We start from the raw sequence: 14,881 nt of genomic DNA on the forward strand, positions 1-14,881 counted from the left end.
TGTTACTTTTGCCATATTTGTTAGCTCACTAAACTTAAATTAATACGAAATATATTGATCTAAATCAAATGCATGTTTAATATCTATCAAAACATGCATTATAAATACATATTAGAGGTTGTTTATGTTAGATCAACATACGATTGACGTTGTTAAAAGCACCATTCCCTTATTAGAGTCAGCTGGCCCCGCGCTGACGACGCATTTTTATCAACGTATGTTTGAACATAATCCCGAGTTAAAAGATGTATTTAACTTGACCCATCAGCATTCTGGCGGACAACCGCTTGCCTTATTCAGTGCGGTGGCCGCATACGCAAAAAATATCGATAATCTTGCCGTGCTAGGCTCAGCTGTTGAGCGCATTGCTCATAAGCATACGGGTTTTTTAATTAAACCTGAGCAATATGCCATTGTTGGTGGCCACTTATTAGCAACCCTAGAAGAGTTAGGTGGCGATGCCGTTACTGAAGAAGTCTTAACAGCTTGGGGTAAGGCTTATGGTTTCCTTGCTGAAATCTTCATCAACCGTGAAGCTCAGCTTTACCTGCAAACAGCACAGGCTCAAGGTGGCTGGGAAGGGACTCGCCGTTTTGTCATAAAGTCGAAAACCCCAGAGTCAACGCTGATCACTTCGTTTTTGTTAGTGCCTGAAGATGGTAAAGAAGTGATCGACTTTATTGCTGGTCAATACTTGAGTGTATCGCTTGAGCATGATGAACTTGAATTTAAAGAAATTCGTCAGTACTCGTTATCAGATGCGCCTAATCGCAATACTTATCGCATCAGTGTGAAGCGAGAAGCGGGCGGTAAAGTATCTAATCTGCTCCATGATCATTATCAGCAAGGTGATGTCATTGAGGTGGTTGCGCCAGCGGGCGATTTTTCGCTGATAGCAGAAGAAAGCCCTGTGATACTGATTTCAGCAGGTGTGGGTCAAACGCCGATGATGAGCATGTTAAACCAGCTTATTGCTCAAAAATACGCAAATAACATCACTTGGATACATGCTTGTGATAATGGCGCAGTACATGGCTTTAAAGAGGTAATTAAGGCAAAGACAATCGCTAATGAGCAGCTGCAAAGCTATGTTTGGTATCGTGAGCCAGCAGCACAGGATTTACCAGCAGAAGATTTTGATTTTGAAGGTACTGTAGAACTCGAAAAAATCGCTGAGCATATGTTACCCAATGGGCAATATTACTTCTGTGGTCCTATTGGTTTTATGAAAGCCGTTAAGCAGCAATTATTAGCGCTTAATGTGCCAGAATCACAACTGCATTATGAAGTATTTGGCCCTCATGCTGATTTATAATGGCTGAGGCTTAACTAAAAAAGCGACTCTATGAGTCGCTTTTTTTTATGCTTATTTTTGGGTATTAATGACGGCTAATAGGCAGCCACACTTGGGCATGCAGCCCGCCTTCTGGGCGGTTTTTAAGGAGGATTTTACCGTGATGCCTATCGATAATACGTTTAACTATCGCTAACCCTAACCCTGAACCCACAGAGCCTCTAGCGCTATCGCCTTGGGTAAATGGCTGGAATAGTTCATCAATTTTAGTTTCATTAATACCAGGGCCATTATCTTCAACAATAAAGCTGACGTATTTGGCTTTATGGATTGAGCTAATTTTTATCCAGCCGCCACCGTAGCGAAAGCCGTTTTCAACAAGATTACTTAATACCCGTTTAATGGCCACACTTTGAAAGGACACCATAGGGCCTTCTTGCAATTGCAGCTCGATATCACCTTGTCGATGCATTTCTTGTTGGGCGATTTCGCGAATAAGGCGGTTGATATCATTGGGTTCCCGGGCGCTTTCTTGGTCATGGCGCACATAGGCAATAAACTGATTAATGATGTCGTCCATGTCTTCAATATCGGTGATGATGCCATCTTTTAGATATTGATCTTCTTCCACCATCATTTCAGATGCTAGGCGAATACGAGTCAGTGGTGTGCGTAAATCGTGGGAAATCCCCGCCATCAATAGCGCGCGATCTTGCTCCAACTGCTTCATGCTGTGAGACATTTGATTAAAGGCGTGAGTCACTTCAACGATTTCAGAAGAGCCGCTTAAGGGCAATGGCGCAGGAAATTCCCCTTTTGATACTGTAAAGGCCGCTCGCTGTAGGCGTTTAAGTGGTTTATTAAGACGCCGAGCAAATAACCAGCCTCCAGCGACACTTAAGGCGCCAATAACCAATAAATATAAGGTCAGTGGCGATAAATCATTTTCGTTTAGGCCTGTCAGCGGTACTTTAATCCACACCGAGGTGGCTTGAGGTGGACGGATCCACACTTCTAACTGAGTCCCTTGGGAAAAGCGGACTTCTGCTTCTCCGCCTAAATACTCAGACATTTGTGCAGATAAAAATCCATAGTAGGTCGCACTGTCTACCCCAGCTTCAATGGCGCCTTGTTGGTTATAGACTTTCATCTCATCGTCACGCACTTTGGCGTTTAGGGCATCGACAATGGTGAGGTGTTCACGGCTGATCTCTACGCCATCAATAAATAATAAGTTGATTTGCCGTGCGATCAGTTGATTGATTTGTTCGTAACTGGGTTTAATGAAATAAACCGTCACAGATAAATAAGACACCAACTGATTAATCAGTAGCAAGCTACCAATTAATAGTACGGTTTGACTGAACGAATTACGTGGCAGGAAACGCTGCCACCACTTCAGTTTTATGGCTTGAGCTTGGCTAATAAGGCTTAACCTCGAGCGGTGCCGTCAGGCACGAACACATAACCTAAACCCCAAACCGTTTGGATATAGCGGGGATTAGCAGCATCGACTTCAATTAAGCGGCGCAGACGGGATACTTGTACGTCAATTGAGCGCTCAAGTGCAGAGTAGTCACGGCCACGGGCAAGGTTCATTAGTTTGTCCCGCGATAGTGGCTCCCTAGGGTGTGAAACCAACACTTTTAATACCGCAAACTCGCCACTGGTTAAGGCAATGCTTTTATCTTCATGAAACATCTCACGAGTGGCGAGGTTAAGGGAAAACTCACCAAAGCTAATGACTTCTTCTTGTTGCGCTGGCGCACCTGGTACTTCAGCCGTTTGACGGCGCATAACGGCTTTAATACGTGCGAGCAATTCCCGCGGATTAAACGGCTTAGGTAAGTAATCATCAGCGCCAAGCTCTAGACCAATAATACGGTCAACTTCGTCGCCTTTGGCGGTCAGCATAATAATAGGAATGGGATTTTCTTGTTGGCGTAAGCGGCGACAAATCGATAATCCATCTTCACCGGGAAGCATTAAATCTAACACTAACAGGTGGAAGTTTTCTCGCTCTAATAAGCGGTCCATTTGCTCGGCATTTGCTGCACTGCGAACTTGGTAACCTTGCTCCAGCAGATAACGTTCCAATAATGATCTGAGTCGCATGTCATCATCGACAACGAGAATTTTAGATGTTTCTTGGCCCATGACATATCCTTTGGCTAAATTTCGGCACTAAATACAGTTATTAAGCTAAATATAGCGACTTTATAAGAGTGCAAACAAGCGCTGGATGAATTGTTTGCTAATTGTGAGGGGTAATATGATCAATAACAAGGATTAAGTCTATGAAAAAAAGTGATTTTAATGGCATTAAATTGATTAAGGGAAATTGTAACTAAATCAGTTTTTACGCAATAAGGTTGAACAGGAGTCAATCACGCCATCATCATTACTGTCCAATAAAAAAATAAGCTGGTTATCGTGCAGCTTAATATTAAACGCGGCAGCGGCGATATCATTTAAGCGGTTAAAGCCGATTTGTTGGTTATCATCGTATTCAGCTTGAAAGTAGACTTCGCCTGAGTCCATTTGGTGTTGATATTGACCCCACTCCATGCCGGTATTTTCATCATCATGATCCAAGTTGATTTGTAATTGCACATACAAGCCATTATTGAGCATCAATACCGCAAATAAATCATCGAACTCCTGATTGTACCAATAACCTTCAATACTTTGAGCCTGCAGCTGATGATATTCAATAATGACATCAATTGAGCTGTCGCTTTGGGAGTCCATATTGAGCTGTAAGCGCTCGGCACTGGCACTGGCATTGATATAGACATGGCTTTTACTACGGTCAGTGAGCAATGTTATCAAGCCTTCTGCAGGATTATTACTGAAGGTAGGGTTAAAACTAATAATCAGCGGTAAGTCAGCAAAGTTGCTGCTTTCAGATAAGGTATAACTGCCCCATTCGGCAAAGCTATTTTCAGGCTGGAGTAGGTCAAGCCCCAGTTGCAGGTAGGAGCCGTCTTCATTGATTTGTAATAGCTCAATGTAATCTGTTTGCTGATTGAGCCAGTTACCGACAATATTTTGCGGTACATAGCTCAGCGCCATTAGCTTAAAGCTAACAACAAGCAGTCCAACAGCCCAAAAGATTTTACTGTACATAAAAAATCCTTTTATTCATCTTATTCAAAGCTCGCTTCCATGCAGGTATTAGGGGGTGAATGGACTTTTGCTTGAAAGCTCAGCGATTTGGCTATAGACAGTACTATTATCAGCGCTTGAACCAAGATTAAAAACTAAGCGCTAAAGCACTATATATCGTTAAGGCCAGCTAAATAAATACAACTTTAAGTCTAGTTAAATATATCTATAGGGCAAATTTTAGTAGCTAAAACAGCCTTAAACTGCATGCTTTGCAGTGCAAAATTCTACTTTTGTTTGAGGCTTTGAGGTTTTCTATTAGCTAAACGGTGTAGGATATTTTATTGATATACCAATCTTGGGGGCCATTGGGGGTGGGAACAACGGCATCATCATCGATTTCTTTTTTCAATAATGCCCGCGCCATGGGTGAATCAATGGAGATATAGCCTTTGGCATCGCCATAAATTTCATCGGGACCAACTATACGAAATGCCAGTGTGTCGCCAGCATCATTTTCAATTTCGACCCAAGCGCCAAAGAACACTTTACCTTCTTGCTCAGGAGCATACTCAACCACTTTTAAGTTTTCGATACGCTTACGTAAAAACCGCACTCGGCCATCAATTTGTCGTAATAAACGTTTATTCTCTTTGTAGTCAGCGTTTTCGGAGCGGTCACCAAGGCTCGCCGCCCAAGTCACTTTTTTGGTGATTTCAGGACGATATTCACGCCATAAATAATTGAGCTCATTTTTGAGTTTAGTCATCCCTTCAGGGGTGATGAGATTGGTTTTCACGTAGTTAGCCTTAATAACGAATTCAGTGATTATCGCGTTAATAACAGCGCGTCGATAGCGGCGTATTGAGAACATGGCCGACATCATAAACTCAATATACTGTGATTTGATGCTATCGCCAATCACATAAAGCCGTGCGAATAGAATGGACTTAATTGGTGATGATTTTTAGCGCACATTTTAACGTTAGCATTATCAACTCATATGAGTTACTTAAGGTCATTTATAACGTTAGTCATATGGCCAATAAAGAAAACTAATATCGCTTACCCATGTTGCCCTTGGGTTTATTAGTCGAGGAGGTTATTGGCTGTCCACCTAAAAGCATATTGGGGGAGGTAATGTGTGCTGAAGGCAATGAAGAGATATTTACTTCAGTGCCGTATTTGCTTCTTAACTCATGGATCAAGCCGAAGTCTAATGCGCCTTTTGGACAGGCATCGACGCACAAAGGTAGGCTCTGTTGCTCGATTAGCTCGAAGCAACCGTCGCACTTGACCATCACTTTACGTGTTGGGTCGAGTTGGGGCGCTTCATAAGGGCAAGCACGGGCGCAAGAACCGCATCCAACACATGTCTCTTGAGCAACATGAACTAAGCCATCTTTGGCACGTTTATGCATCGCCCCTGTTGGGCAGGCCAATACGCATACTGGTTCGCTACAATGGTTGCAGGATACTGATAAATAATAGGTCGAGATATTGGGTTGTTTTGATAATGCCGTAGGAATGCGTTCATCGCCATATTTATAGACCCGTCGAGTGCTGACGGATTTTTCCACATCAAATTTTTTATTACACACGCGATGACATTTTCTACAGCCAACACATTTACGTGTATCAAAATAGAATCCATATTGGGTAATTTCTGCAGTCATAGGCTTGTTGATAATACCAGTTATAGCGCGGATAAAGAGTAATTAACGTGATGCTGTATTAGCTATGCTACATGGAAATGTGGTGATTTTTTGGGTTTTATTCTATGACCCTACTTAGGTCACATTAAATACGATTATTTATGCTAAAAAAGCTAGCCAAGTATCAATATACTTGGCTAGCTAATTGGCTTTATGACGTCTTAAACTTCAGAGAAGTTGACGATTTCACCATCACGACCGCCATTCACATTCGCTTTAATAATCAAGTTCGGCGATGTAATGCTTTCTGGTGGTAAAGGTGCAATGTGGCCATCACCATTACCATATTTAGCGCGGAGGTTGTCCATGGTGTCAAAGTCCATTGCACGTAACGGGCAAGAGTCAATACACATTGGATTTTTACCTTCAGCTAGACGCTCATAACAACCATCACACTTGGTCATTACTTTACGTTCTTGGTCTAGTTGTGGCGCATCATATGGACATGCTCTAGCGCAGCTATTACAGCCAATACATAAATCAGTTGCCACGTGCACTAAGCCATCTTCACGACGTTTGTGCATTGCTCCTGTTGGACAAGCTTTTACACAAACAGGCTCAGAGCAGTGATTACAGCCAATTGAGGTGTAATAAGTGAATACGTTTTGCTCTAGGCTACCGTTTTGGTTTTCAACCCATTGTCCGCCGCCATATTCATATACACGGCGCCAGTTGATACCGACTGGTAAGTCTTTTCTATCTTTACAAGATACTTGGCACGCTTTGCAACCAGTACACTTAGCAGTGTCGAGATAAAAACCATATTGGATATTAGTGGTCATTGTTATTTACTCCATTAAGCTGTTGCAATTTGTACACGGTTGGTATGTTGTGGGTTACCTTTAGTCACCGGAGTTGGGTGATACTTAGTTAACGTATTAATGCAGCCCCCAATATCGATGATGTGACCTGAGTTACCAATACGGCCTGCAGGATCTGGGGTATACCAAGCGCCTTGACCAACCATTGCCACACCTGGTGCCACACGTGGTGTGACACGAACAGGTAATTCAATTGTGCCGCGATCATTCCATACTTGTGCTTTTGCCCCTTGGGTAATACCTCTGGCATTGGCATCTTTTGGGTTCATCCATACTGCATCTTCAACCGCTTCACGTAACCAAGGTACGTTGTGGTAGCTTGAGTGAGTACGGCCTTTAGTATGGAAACCACATAGCTGTAATGGGTAATCTTTCGCTGCTTCTTCATCTTCGAAGCCATCCCATGTCACTACATATTTTGGTAGCGGAGTAATTTCATCGCCATCAAGTAAGGTCCAAGTAGCGGCTTTTTTAGCTAAAGACACTGAGTAGATTTCAATTTTGCCACTGATGGTAGGTCTTGGTGCTGCAGCAGGATTAGCTACATAGTCTTTTAAGGCAACAACAGTGTTAGCCATATACTTTCTGAATAAGCCCACTTCTTGCGCTTCGCCATAGGTGGCTGGCATATCAACATCAGTATTTGCAGCGCGAGTACCAGCGTAAATCTCTTCACACCAATCACGGCCTGTTTTACCTTCAGTATATTCGCCGCCTTTACCCATTTTGTCTGCAATACCAGCACAGATGTCATACATTGATTTTGCATCACCTAGCGGGTTAAGCGATGAACTCATCATGGTTGCATAAGCCATTTGACCTGATGCATAGCTGTCATCGGCAAGATCTTCTGACTCAAGCCAAGTGGTATCAGGCAGAATAATATCGGCGTATCGAGCTGAAGGCGTCATCCAGCAATCACAAACAACAATCAGCTCACATTTACTCTCATCAGCGAGGATTTCAGCGGTGCCGTTACTATCAGAGTGTTGGTTGATCAAGATGTTACTTGAAGTATTAATGATCACTTTGATGTTGCTGTTTAACTTGGCACTGTTGTTGTCTTCGATTTCATTTAAGGCGTTGCTAGCGTAACGAACGCCGTCAGTGGTGCCAGTAAATTCTTCACCACGGACAATGGCATCAGACCAAGAGAAACAAGGAATGGTAATATCAACTGGGTTGTTACCAGCTGGCAAACCACCACCAAGTGGGAACTGGTTGCTTGATGGCATGGCACCGGTGCTAACACCCGCTTGGCCGAGTTTACCCGTCATAATAGAAAGCATATAAACTGCGCGAGTATTTTGGTCACCGTTAGCATGACGGCTGACACCTGCGCCGGCAGAGATGTATGGAGCTTTAGCATTCATTAACTTGGTTGCAAGTTCACGAATGTTGTCAGCGGTAACACCACAAATCTTTTCAGCCCACTCAGGGGTGCGAGCGCCTTGTCCAAGGTATTTACCCATACCCATGATGTAGTCATGGTAGTTGTCTTCAGGATTAATATATTGTGCGTGCTCACGCTTGTTTTGGTCTTGTTCAACTTCTAGTTCGGCTTTTAGTCGCTCAAGTGACGCTTTGCTATAACCAACACAATGGCTTTCTAAGAAAGCGGCAGAGTTATCGTTAACCCAGCCAGTATCAATCATGTGGTGAATAACGGCTTCAGCAAGCGCTGCATCAGTACCTGGACGAACAGCTAACCACTTGTGTTCATTACCACGCATTGAGTCGGTATAGCGCGGCTCAACCATATACACTTCGATACTATGTTTGTTATTTTCAAGCGCTTTAATGAAGTCATAGCCTTCACCAGAACCTGATTGACGAATTTCGTTTGGATTAAAACCAAAACCAATGAATAAATCACTGTTTTCGATTTCAGCCAAACTTGAACCACCAATCGAGTCCCATTTGTCGCCATAAGTGGCCATTGCCGCCATGTAAACTTGCGACCATGAATAATCCCAGTGATGGTTTAAGAAACCACCATTTAGGTTAAGTAATCGACCCCAAGTGGCGTTGTTATTAGCAAAGCCATAGTAAGCACCAGTTCCATAGTTAAAGTAGATTGACTCGTTGCCATGTGTACTTGCTGTCTCTTGTAATTTAGCGGCAATTTCTGCGTAAGCATCATCCCAAGAGATAGGTACAAATTTACCTTCGCCACGGTTACCAATACGCTTCATTGGGGTTTTTAAACGATCTGGTGCATAGGTGCGTTGCTTTAAAGAGCGGCCGCGGGCACAGGCACGGATCTGGTGGTTAACACCGTATTCGTCAGTGGTTTCATGATCAGCTTCAATTCGAGTAATTACCCCATCACGACTAAATACTTTAATTGGGCAGTTTGAACCACAGTTAACCAAACAGGCAGACCAATTCATTTGCTCATCAGCCACAGGTGGCGGAGTTGGGGTGACATTGGCATCATCTGAACTGGTTTTACAACCGGTTACCGTTGCTGCACAGCCAAGTGCTGCACTCGCTTTTAAAAAACTTCTACGTTCCATTGATATATCCTCTCGTAGCATTAACGATGCGTCTTAGCGCAATTGGTAGGTAAACGACAACATCACTTGGTGCGCGTTGTAGTTATGGTTGATATCGCCCAGAGTAATCATCCCCGGAATATCATTGACCCCTACGTTGGCTGCATCGGTATCGAAATAGCGTTCATAGCGGTAAGTTAATTTCAGTGCCATTTGCTCGCTCAAGGCGTAATCGGCGTACATACTGGCACTGTGGTTGTATGAGTAATAATCCCCATACGGATTCATGGTTTCGGCGGTGACATCAGTGTTACTGACAGAGTTACTAAATAAGTAATCCACCCCTAAGGTGAGCTTGTCTTGCATTAAACCGCTATAGCTTGCGCCTGCGCCTAAGTTGATAAATTCATCTTCAATATCAGCCATCCAATCTGCTGCGCCAAAGCTTTGGCTGCCTGCTTGATTGGAGTTAATCCATTGCTGTCCAGCAAACACGTAACCATCAAGATGCTGATTAAAGGCGATGTTAAGGTTAGCGTCATAACCGTAATCTTCTGATTCAGTCAGGCCGATTTGGGTATCGTCATACTCGTCTTGGGCATAACGGCTGCTGATATCCAGGCTCATCCAGTTGATAGGGCTGTAGTTCACCTTTAATTCAACCGCGTTGCGCGTTCTGTCTGCTAAGTAGTATTTACGCAGTAGGGCGTTGTTTTCAGATGAGGTCAGCTCATTAACTTCATAGTCAGAGCCACTGCGATTGGCATGCTCGGCTTTAAGGTTAAAATTAACCTTGTCTAACGCACGCACATTGAACTTTAACCATAGGTTGTCATCATTGGTTTGCTCGCGGTCGCTGAAGGTACGCTCCACTTCTTTGCGGTCGTAACCGGCTTGTAAGCGGTAGCCACTGGCGATGCGGTAACTGGCATTGACTTTATAGGTGTTACGTTCAATATCTTGCGGGGTATTTTGTCTAAAGGCCCCGGTTAAGCTATTGAAGTTGTATTGGGCAAATTCAGCGGTTGAGCTTTTATTATCACGCTTACTGTAATCAACGCTGCCGCCTAAACGTAAACGGTTAGTGAGCATCGAGGTCAGCGCAAAACGACCATCAAGGGTGTCAATTTGACCATCCCAGTTTTGTAGCGGGTTACCCGTTACTTGAATGAGGTTGTCATCTTGTATCATCCGGCCTGTCACAATGCGGCCGTTCATCACGGTGCGATTGAGCTGGTACTGACCTGATAACGCCACCTGGTGGGCTTGGTTATCTGGCGCTGCTGAGTACACATCATTGGCATAAGGCAGGCTGAAGTGGTCGATATTGTTTTCATAATAACTGCCAAAGTAGCTCAGCTCAGTGAGCCAGTTTTCACCAGATAAGTTCACCCCAGCATCTAACTGCTTAGTGCGAGAATCGGTGGGTAAGCCAAAGTTAATCGGGCTTGGTGATACCAGGCTGGCTGATTTATGGCCGGTTTTATCTTCTTGGCTGTATTTCACAAAGGCGCCATAGAAGTCTTGACCGTACTCCATGCCGAGGGCCACTTTTTCGCGGCGCTGGGCTAAGTCAAAGCTGTTGATGGCATCAGATGGGGTTAACATGCCATCGTTGTGCCACAGATTGCTTTCTACATCACCGGCTTTATAGGTTTTAATCGCATCATAATCGAGGCTAAATTCATACAAGCCCGCTTTACCGCCAGAGATATGAGCAAAGCCATTATCCATGCCTAGCTGATGGGCTTGAATGCGAGCTTGATAACCAGACTGGCTGTTAAAGCGCACATCACCACTAACTGCCGCAATACCGCCATCTTTGGCGGTGCCTAAGGCATTGCCAGCGTGAATGTCACTGATGTCGTTATAGCCTGCAGCAACACTCACTTCACCGCTATAACCGACGACGTTAGTGCAGCGTTTACATTCGTATTTATGTGTATCAACCGCGGTGGTATTGGCGTTGCCAACCCCGAAGTTAGCTGCCATGCCAGAGGTCGATACCGCCAGCAGTGACAGGGTAATAAGATTCAATTTAAATGACATAATCTTGCTCTCCATTAGCGTTGCAGCAGACTGCCAGCTGGGTGATTAGAACCATGAATTTGGTTGTGACAGTTAAGGCAGCTTTTTCCACCACCAAAGGCATCCATCCCCGGCTCAGGTACCACGCGAGAGGCGTGCCCATCGGGTGCATGACATTGCTGACATAACTGCGGTGCGCGGCTATCAAGCATATTGTCGTTGACGCTGCCGTGGGGGTTATGACATGACACACAGCTTTCGGTGACTGGCGCGTGTTCCCATAGGAAGGGACCACGTTTTTCAGCGTGACAGCTATAACAGGTGTCATTAACGGTTGGTTTAACTAAGGCGTTTTCACTCATTGAACCGTGGGGAGCATGACAATCAATACAGGTCATTTGGTCCCATTTCATTGGGTGTGATGAGCGCTTGTTCATGTCGGCTTTTTCTTGGGTGTGACATGAAGTACAAGTGTCATTAACCGACAGTTTATCTAATGCAGGATCTGTGGCTGCGTGAATGGTGTGACAATCGCTACAGGCAATTTCTTCAAGATTATGGGTGCTGGTATGCCACGCCATTTGCTCAGGGTCGTTATGACAGCCTTGGCAAACGGTATTTTGGGTTGGGGCAGACAATTTGCTGTCTTTACCAAAAGCAATCATCGGCTCTTTACCGCCGCGATTATGCTGGCCTTGTGGGCCATGACAGGCTTCGCACTGTAACCCTGCCATCGGTGATTGACTGTTATTACCTTGACCGTGTACGCCGTCAAATATGTCCATGACGGTTTCATTTTTACGGTGACAGGTTAGGCAGTTGTCGGCGCCTTTAGGGGAGTAGTTGCCTTCAGCGAACTTCTCAACTAACTGTTGTTCTAATTGTGTTGAACTGAGGTTATCCCATGGGGTGGCATTAGCTGTTAAAACGCTGCCACCAAATAACAACAAGGTCAATAATCTGGAATAACATTTACTATGTTTCATCGTGGCACCTTAATAATTTTAACCAATCTACACATACCAGTAACTAAATATATTTTACTTTTTACCTGTGTATATTTCGCCTTTTATCGTTTTCTAAAAAAAACATTGTTTGAACTCGGTCACAAACAATTTAAATGTAAAGGAAAAAAATAATGGTTGTTTTATAGTATTCACAGGAGGTGTCTATGATTAAATTTTTAGTAAGACCAGCTTTAACAGCTAAAGCAATCTTAAATTATTGCCAAGATAATAATGTTATATTGCCAGAAGAGTTTGATGTAATAAGAAGTTTGTCAGATGATGATTTAATCAGTAGCAGTGCTCCCATTAAAATGTTGGAATGTATTGAGCAACAAACAAATAACGCAGAGTTTTTTAGCGAACTAATGAAAGTATGCACAGACACTTGGCTGCAAGCATTTTATCGAATGGTACCCCCGAGAAATGATGCCGATATGGCTTCTCAGCTGGTTGATTTTTATGAAAATATTCACGGGATGAGAATTAATCACAATTGGAGTTTAGTGGAAACGAATGAGACAGTTAGTTTAGTCTCTAAGTCTGCTTTACATGGGAAATTTAATGACTTATTACTTTATAGTTTTTTAATTAAAATGATGAATCAGCCAAATATTTCTGCCACAGGAACGATAACAGCAGAGTTCAGTTTAAAGAGTGAAGAGTATTTAAAGTATTTAGATTTTCCTGTTGATACAAAATTCGGCACGAATGATACAAATGTGGGTAAGTTTGTGTTTTCTGTTTCTAAGTTGTGTGATAGTAAAGTTTATAATCCGATGTTTCTAAGTAAAAGAATTACTGATTATGATTTGCTTATAGCGGCAAGTAATATGATCCCAATTAATAAGCTTAATATTTCTTCTTTGGCATTTATATTAGGTATTTCACCACGTTCATTAACAAAAGTGGTTGAAGAAATGGGAATATCACTTAAGACATTAATTAATAATGTTAAATATAAAAAAGCGCGCAGATTATTAGAAATGAATAATGGCAATATTAAGCTGACCGCGTGTGATTGTGGTTTTACCGATCAGGGCAGATTAACTAAAATCTTTAATCAAACTATGGGCATTTCCCCAAGTGAATTCTTGCTTACTAAATAATACCTTAGCTGCCGATGAGTGACTGGTGAATCCGTTAGTTATTCACCAGTGGAGCCGCATTTGCTACAGTCCTAATCACTTCAACTAGTATCACTTCAACTACTATCGTTTCAACTAGTATCACTTCAACTACTATCGTTTCAACTACTATCGTTTCAACTACTATCGCAGTTAACATTTACCCATATTATATTGCTGTTTACGCTGTTGCTTGCGCTCAGATTCTAAACGCGCCATGGCGGTTAACACTCGTTGGCTGTTGTCTTGTAGGTTTGAGTTGGCGTATTGCGCATCATCTCTAATGGTTTGTGCATAATGCACTGCCAACGACATAATTAACTGCTCAGGTTGTGTCAGCAGTTTATGTTCCAGCTCCTTAATAAACATCAATAAAAAGCACTGAAACAAGGTATCAAAAACCTGCTCCATATCCATGCTGTAATGTTCATTTTTAGGCTTTGGTGGTAATTCGATCATCGCGGCGATGAGGCTGCACACTGTCGAGCAAGGCGTAGCGCCGACAAATAGCTCACCAATGTCCTTATCTTGAGCAAAGAACTGTTGTAATTGCAGGGCAAAATCTGCCTTGTTCCACTGCTGGGCGACGGATCGAATGACACTCATAAGCTTTTCCTACTAGCGAAATAAACGCATTGGCATTGGGATGATATTTAATGTGTTAGCGAGTACTGTGTCAAAATCGCCTGCTAGTAGGGCAATGCCTTTATAGAAATCGGTTTCAGCATGTTTTATAGCGAGTTCGTGACAGCGACCTGACCATGGCAACATGTGTTGTTGCAATAACACCATAAGCGCTTCTTTAGCTGGCTTATTGTCTGGCTCATCAATTAATTGCTGCAGTAATTGATCAATGACCGCGTAGAACAAAGCGATATGGTCTACTGGTTGGTTAAATTTCAACTCGAAGCTAATGCCTAATTGCTTGTAAAAGTTCATTAGGCTAATGGTCGAGTCGTCATTGAGGATTTGTTGCTCGCCTAGGTAAGTTGAGCCCCAAGGCATAGCATTAGGCTCACCGGGACCAAAATAGAGCTGGCCGTAATCAAGCTTAATGTCGTTGATTTGTTCAGGGTGCCATTGTGAGAAGAATTGGCCTAATAATGACTTACCTTGCTTATTGGCCTCAGAGTCTTGTAGTGCAGGCCAAGTCAGGTTTAATTGATTGCTGACAAAATACTGGATTGAATCCTCGGTTGGATAGTCCAATAAAACGTTATGCAGTAAACGTGCAATAGCTTGTAGCTCTAAGTAAGCATCATGAGTAGTCGCGTCTGTCATTATTT

Annotated in this window: 13 protein-coding genes; 2 read left to right on the forward strand and 11 right to left on the reverse strand. The window is 43.1% G+C overall.

Going from position 1 to position 14,881, the window contains the following annotated elements:
* Nucleotides 1-124 precede the first annotated feature (124 nt).
* Entirely contained in the window at nt 125-1,315 is a 1,191-nt protein-coding gene (gene hmpA / locus Q4557_RS06475; RefSeq protein WP_102530986.1) for an NO-inducible flavohemoprotein, read from the forward strand.
* Nucleotides 1,316-1,379: 64 nt separating this feature from the next.
* On the opposite strand, the gene envZ is transcribed toward hmpA, so the two are convergent.
* The 9 genes from envZ to Q4557_RS06520 all read right to left on the reverse strand — a co-directional run bounded on the left by envZ (nt 1,380) and on the right by Q4557_RS06520 (nt 12,450).
* On the reverse strand, nt 1,380-2,702 hold the full coding sequence (envZ, locus tag Q4557_RS06480; protein WP_102439411.1) for a two-component system sensor histidine kinase EnvZ: 1,323 nt from the start codon (nt 2,700-2,702) through the stop codon (nt 1,380-1,382).
* A gap of 23 nt (nt 2,703-2,725) precedes the next feature.
* On the reverse strand, nt 2,726-3,451 hold the full coding sequence (ompR, locus tag Q4557_RS06485; protein WP_102475949.1) for a two-component system response regulator OmpR: 726 nt from the start codon (nt 3,449-3,451) through the stop codon (nt 2,726-2,728).
* Between the two features lie 195 nt (nt 3,452-3,646).
* A complete protein-coding gene (locus Q4557_RS06490) occupies nt 3,647-4,423 on the reverse strand; it encodes a hypothetical protein (RefSeq protein ID WP_102439413.1) in 777 nt (258 codons plus the stop codon).
* 301 nt (nt 4,424-4,724) lie between these two features.
* The gene (gene greB, locus Q4557_RS06495; RefSeq protein WP_303411494.1) at nt 4,725-5,201 is read right to left on the reverse strand and encodes a transcription elongation factor GreB; all 477 of its coding nucleotides are present in this window, start codon (nt 5,199-5,201) and stop codon (nt 4,725-4,727) included.
* 256 nt (nt 5,202-5,457) lie between these two features.
* A complete protein-coding gene (locus Q4557_RS06500) occupies nt 5,458-6,078 on the reverse strand; it encodes a 4Fe-4S dicluster domain-containing protein (protein ID WP_102439415.1) in 621 nt (206 codons plus the stop codon).
* A gap of 200 nt (nt 6,079-6,278) precedes the next feature.
* Entirely contained in the window at nt 6,279-6,899 is a 621-nt protein-coding gene (locus tag Q4557_RS06505; RefSeq protein WP_102439416.1) for a DMSO/selenate family reductase complex B subunit, read from the reverse strand.
* A gap of 14 nt (nt 6,900-6,913) precedes the next feature.
* Nucleotides 6,914-9,457 (reverse strand): DMSO/selenate family reductase complex A subunit, encoded by a 2,544-nt coding sequence (locus tag Q4557_RS06510; RefSeq protein ID WP_303411498.1) that lies wholly within the window; start codon nt 9,455-9,457, stop codon nt 6,914-6,916.
* Nucleotides 9,458-9,490: 33 nt separating this feature from the next.
* The gene (locus Q4557_RS06515; RefSeq protein WP_303411500.1) at nt 9,491-11,485 is read right to left on the reverse strand and encodes an MtrB/PioB family decaheme-associated outer membrane protein; all 1,995 of its coding nucleotides are present in this window, start codon (nt 11,483-11,485) and stop codon (nt 9,491-9,493) included.
* Between the two features lie 14 nt (nt 11,486-11,499).
* The gene (locus tag Q4557_RS06520; RefSeq protein WP_303411503.1) at nt 11,500-12,450 is read right to left on the reverse strand and encodes a DmsE family decaheme c-type cytochrome; all 951 of its coding nucleotides are present in this window, start codon (nt 12,448-12,450) and stop codon (nt 11,500-11,502) included.
* Between the two features lie 185 nt (nt 12,451-12,635).
* Between Q4557_RS06520 and Q4557_RS06525 the strand changes: the two genes are divergently transcribed.
* Nucleotides 12,636-13,577 (forward strand): helix-turn-helix transcriptional regulator, encoded by a 942-nt coding sequence (locus Q4557_RS06525; protein WP_303411505.1) that lies wholly within the window; start codon nt 12,636-12,638, stop codon nt 13,575-13,577.
* A 171-nt stretch (nt 13,578-13,748) separates the two neighbouring features.
* Here the strand turns inward: Q4557_RS06525 and Q4557_RS06530 are convergent, their stop codons facing one another.
* Together Q4557_RS06530 and Q4557_RS06535 are read right to left on the reverse strand one after the other, a co-directional pair.
* Complete coding sequence (locus Q4557_RS06530) at nt 13,749-14,201, reverse strand: hypothetical protein (RefSeq protein ID WP_303411507.1); 453 nt, start codon at nt 14,199-14,201, stop codon at nt 13,749-13,751.
* Between the two features lie 12 nt (nt 14,202-14,213).
* On the reverse strand, nt 14,214-14,876 hold the full coding sequence (locus tag Q4557_RS06535) for a molecular chaperone (RefSeq protein ID WP_303411508.1): 663 nt from the start codon (nt 14,874-14,876) through the stop codon (nt 14,214-14,216).
* Nucleotides 14,877-14,881 lie beyond the last annotated feature (5 nt).

Origin of the sequence: Shewanella sp. 5_MG-2023 (assembly GCF_030547465.1) — a bacterium.
Taxonomy (GTDB): Bacteria; Pseudomonadota; Gammaproteobacteria; order Enterobacterales; family Shewanellaceae; genus Shewanella.

Bases quoted from the DNA above. Each gene is read 5' to 3' on its own strand.
- Q4557_RS06510 (WP_303411498.1), bottom strand. From the start codon at position 9,457: ATGGAACGTAGAAGTTTTTTAAAAGCGAGTGCAGCACTTGGCTGTGCA.
- Q4557_RS06530 (WP_303411507.1), bottom strand. From the start codon at position 14,201: ATGAGTGTCATTCGATCCGTCGCCCAGCAGTGGAACAAGGCAGATTTT.
- Q4557_RS06535 (WP_303411508.1), bottom strand. From the start codon at position 14,876: ATGACAGACGCGACTACTCATGATGCTTACTTAGAGCTACAAGCTATT.
- Q4557_RS06520 (WP_303411503.1), bottom strand. From the start codon at position 12,450: ATGAAACATAGTAAATGTTATTCCAGATTATTGACCTTGTTGTTATTT.
- Q4557_RS06525 (WP_303411505.1), top strand. From the start codon at position 12,636: ATGATTAAATTTTTAGTAAGACCAGCTTTAACAGCTAAAGCAATCTTA.
- ompR (WP_102475949.1), bottom strand. From the start codon at position 3,451: ATGGGCCAAGAAACATCTAAAATTCTCGTTGTCGATGATGACATGCGA.
- hmpA (WP_102530986.1), top strand. From the start codon at position 125: ATGTTAGATCAACATACGATTGACGTTGTTAAAAGCACCATTCCCTTA.
- Q4557_RS06515 (WP_303411500.1), bottom strand. From the start codon at position 11,485: ATGTCATTTAAATTGAATCTTATTACCCTGTCACTGCTGGCGGTATCG.
- Q4557_RS06505 (WP_102439416.1), bottom strand. From the start codon at position 6,899: ATGACCACTAATATCCAATATGGTTTTTATCTCGACACTGCTAAGTGT.
- Q4557_RS06500 (WP_102439415.1), bottom strand. From the start codon at position 6,078: ATGACTGCAGAAATTACCCAATATGGATTCTATTTTGATACACGTAAA.
- Q4557_RS06490 (WP_102439413.1), bottom strand. From the start codon at position 4,423: ATGTACAGTAAAATCTTTTGGGCTGTTGGACTGCTTGTTGTTAGCTTT.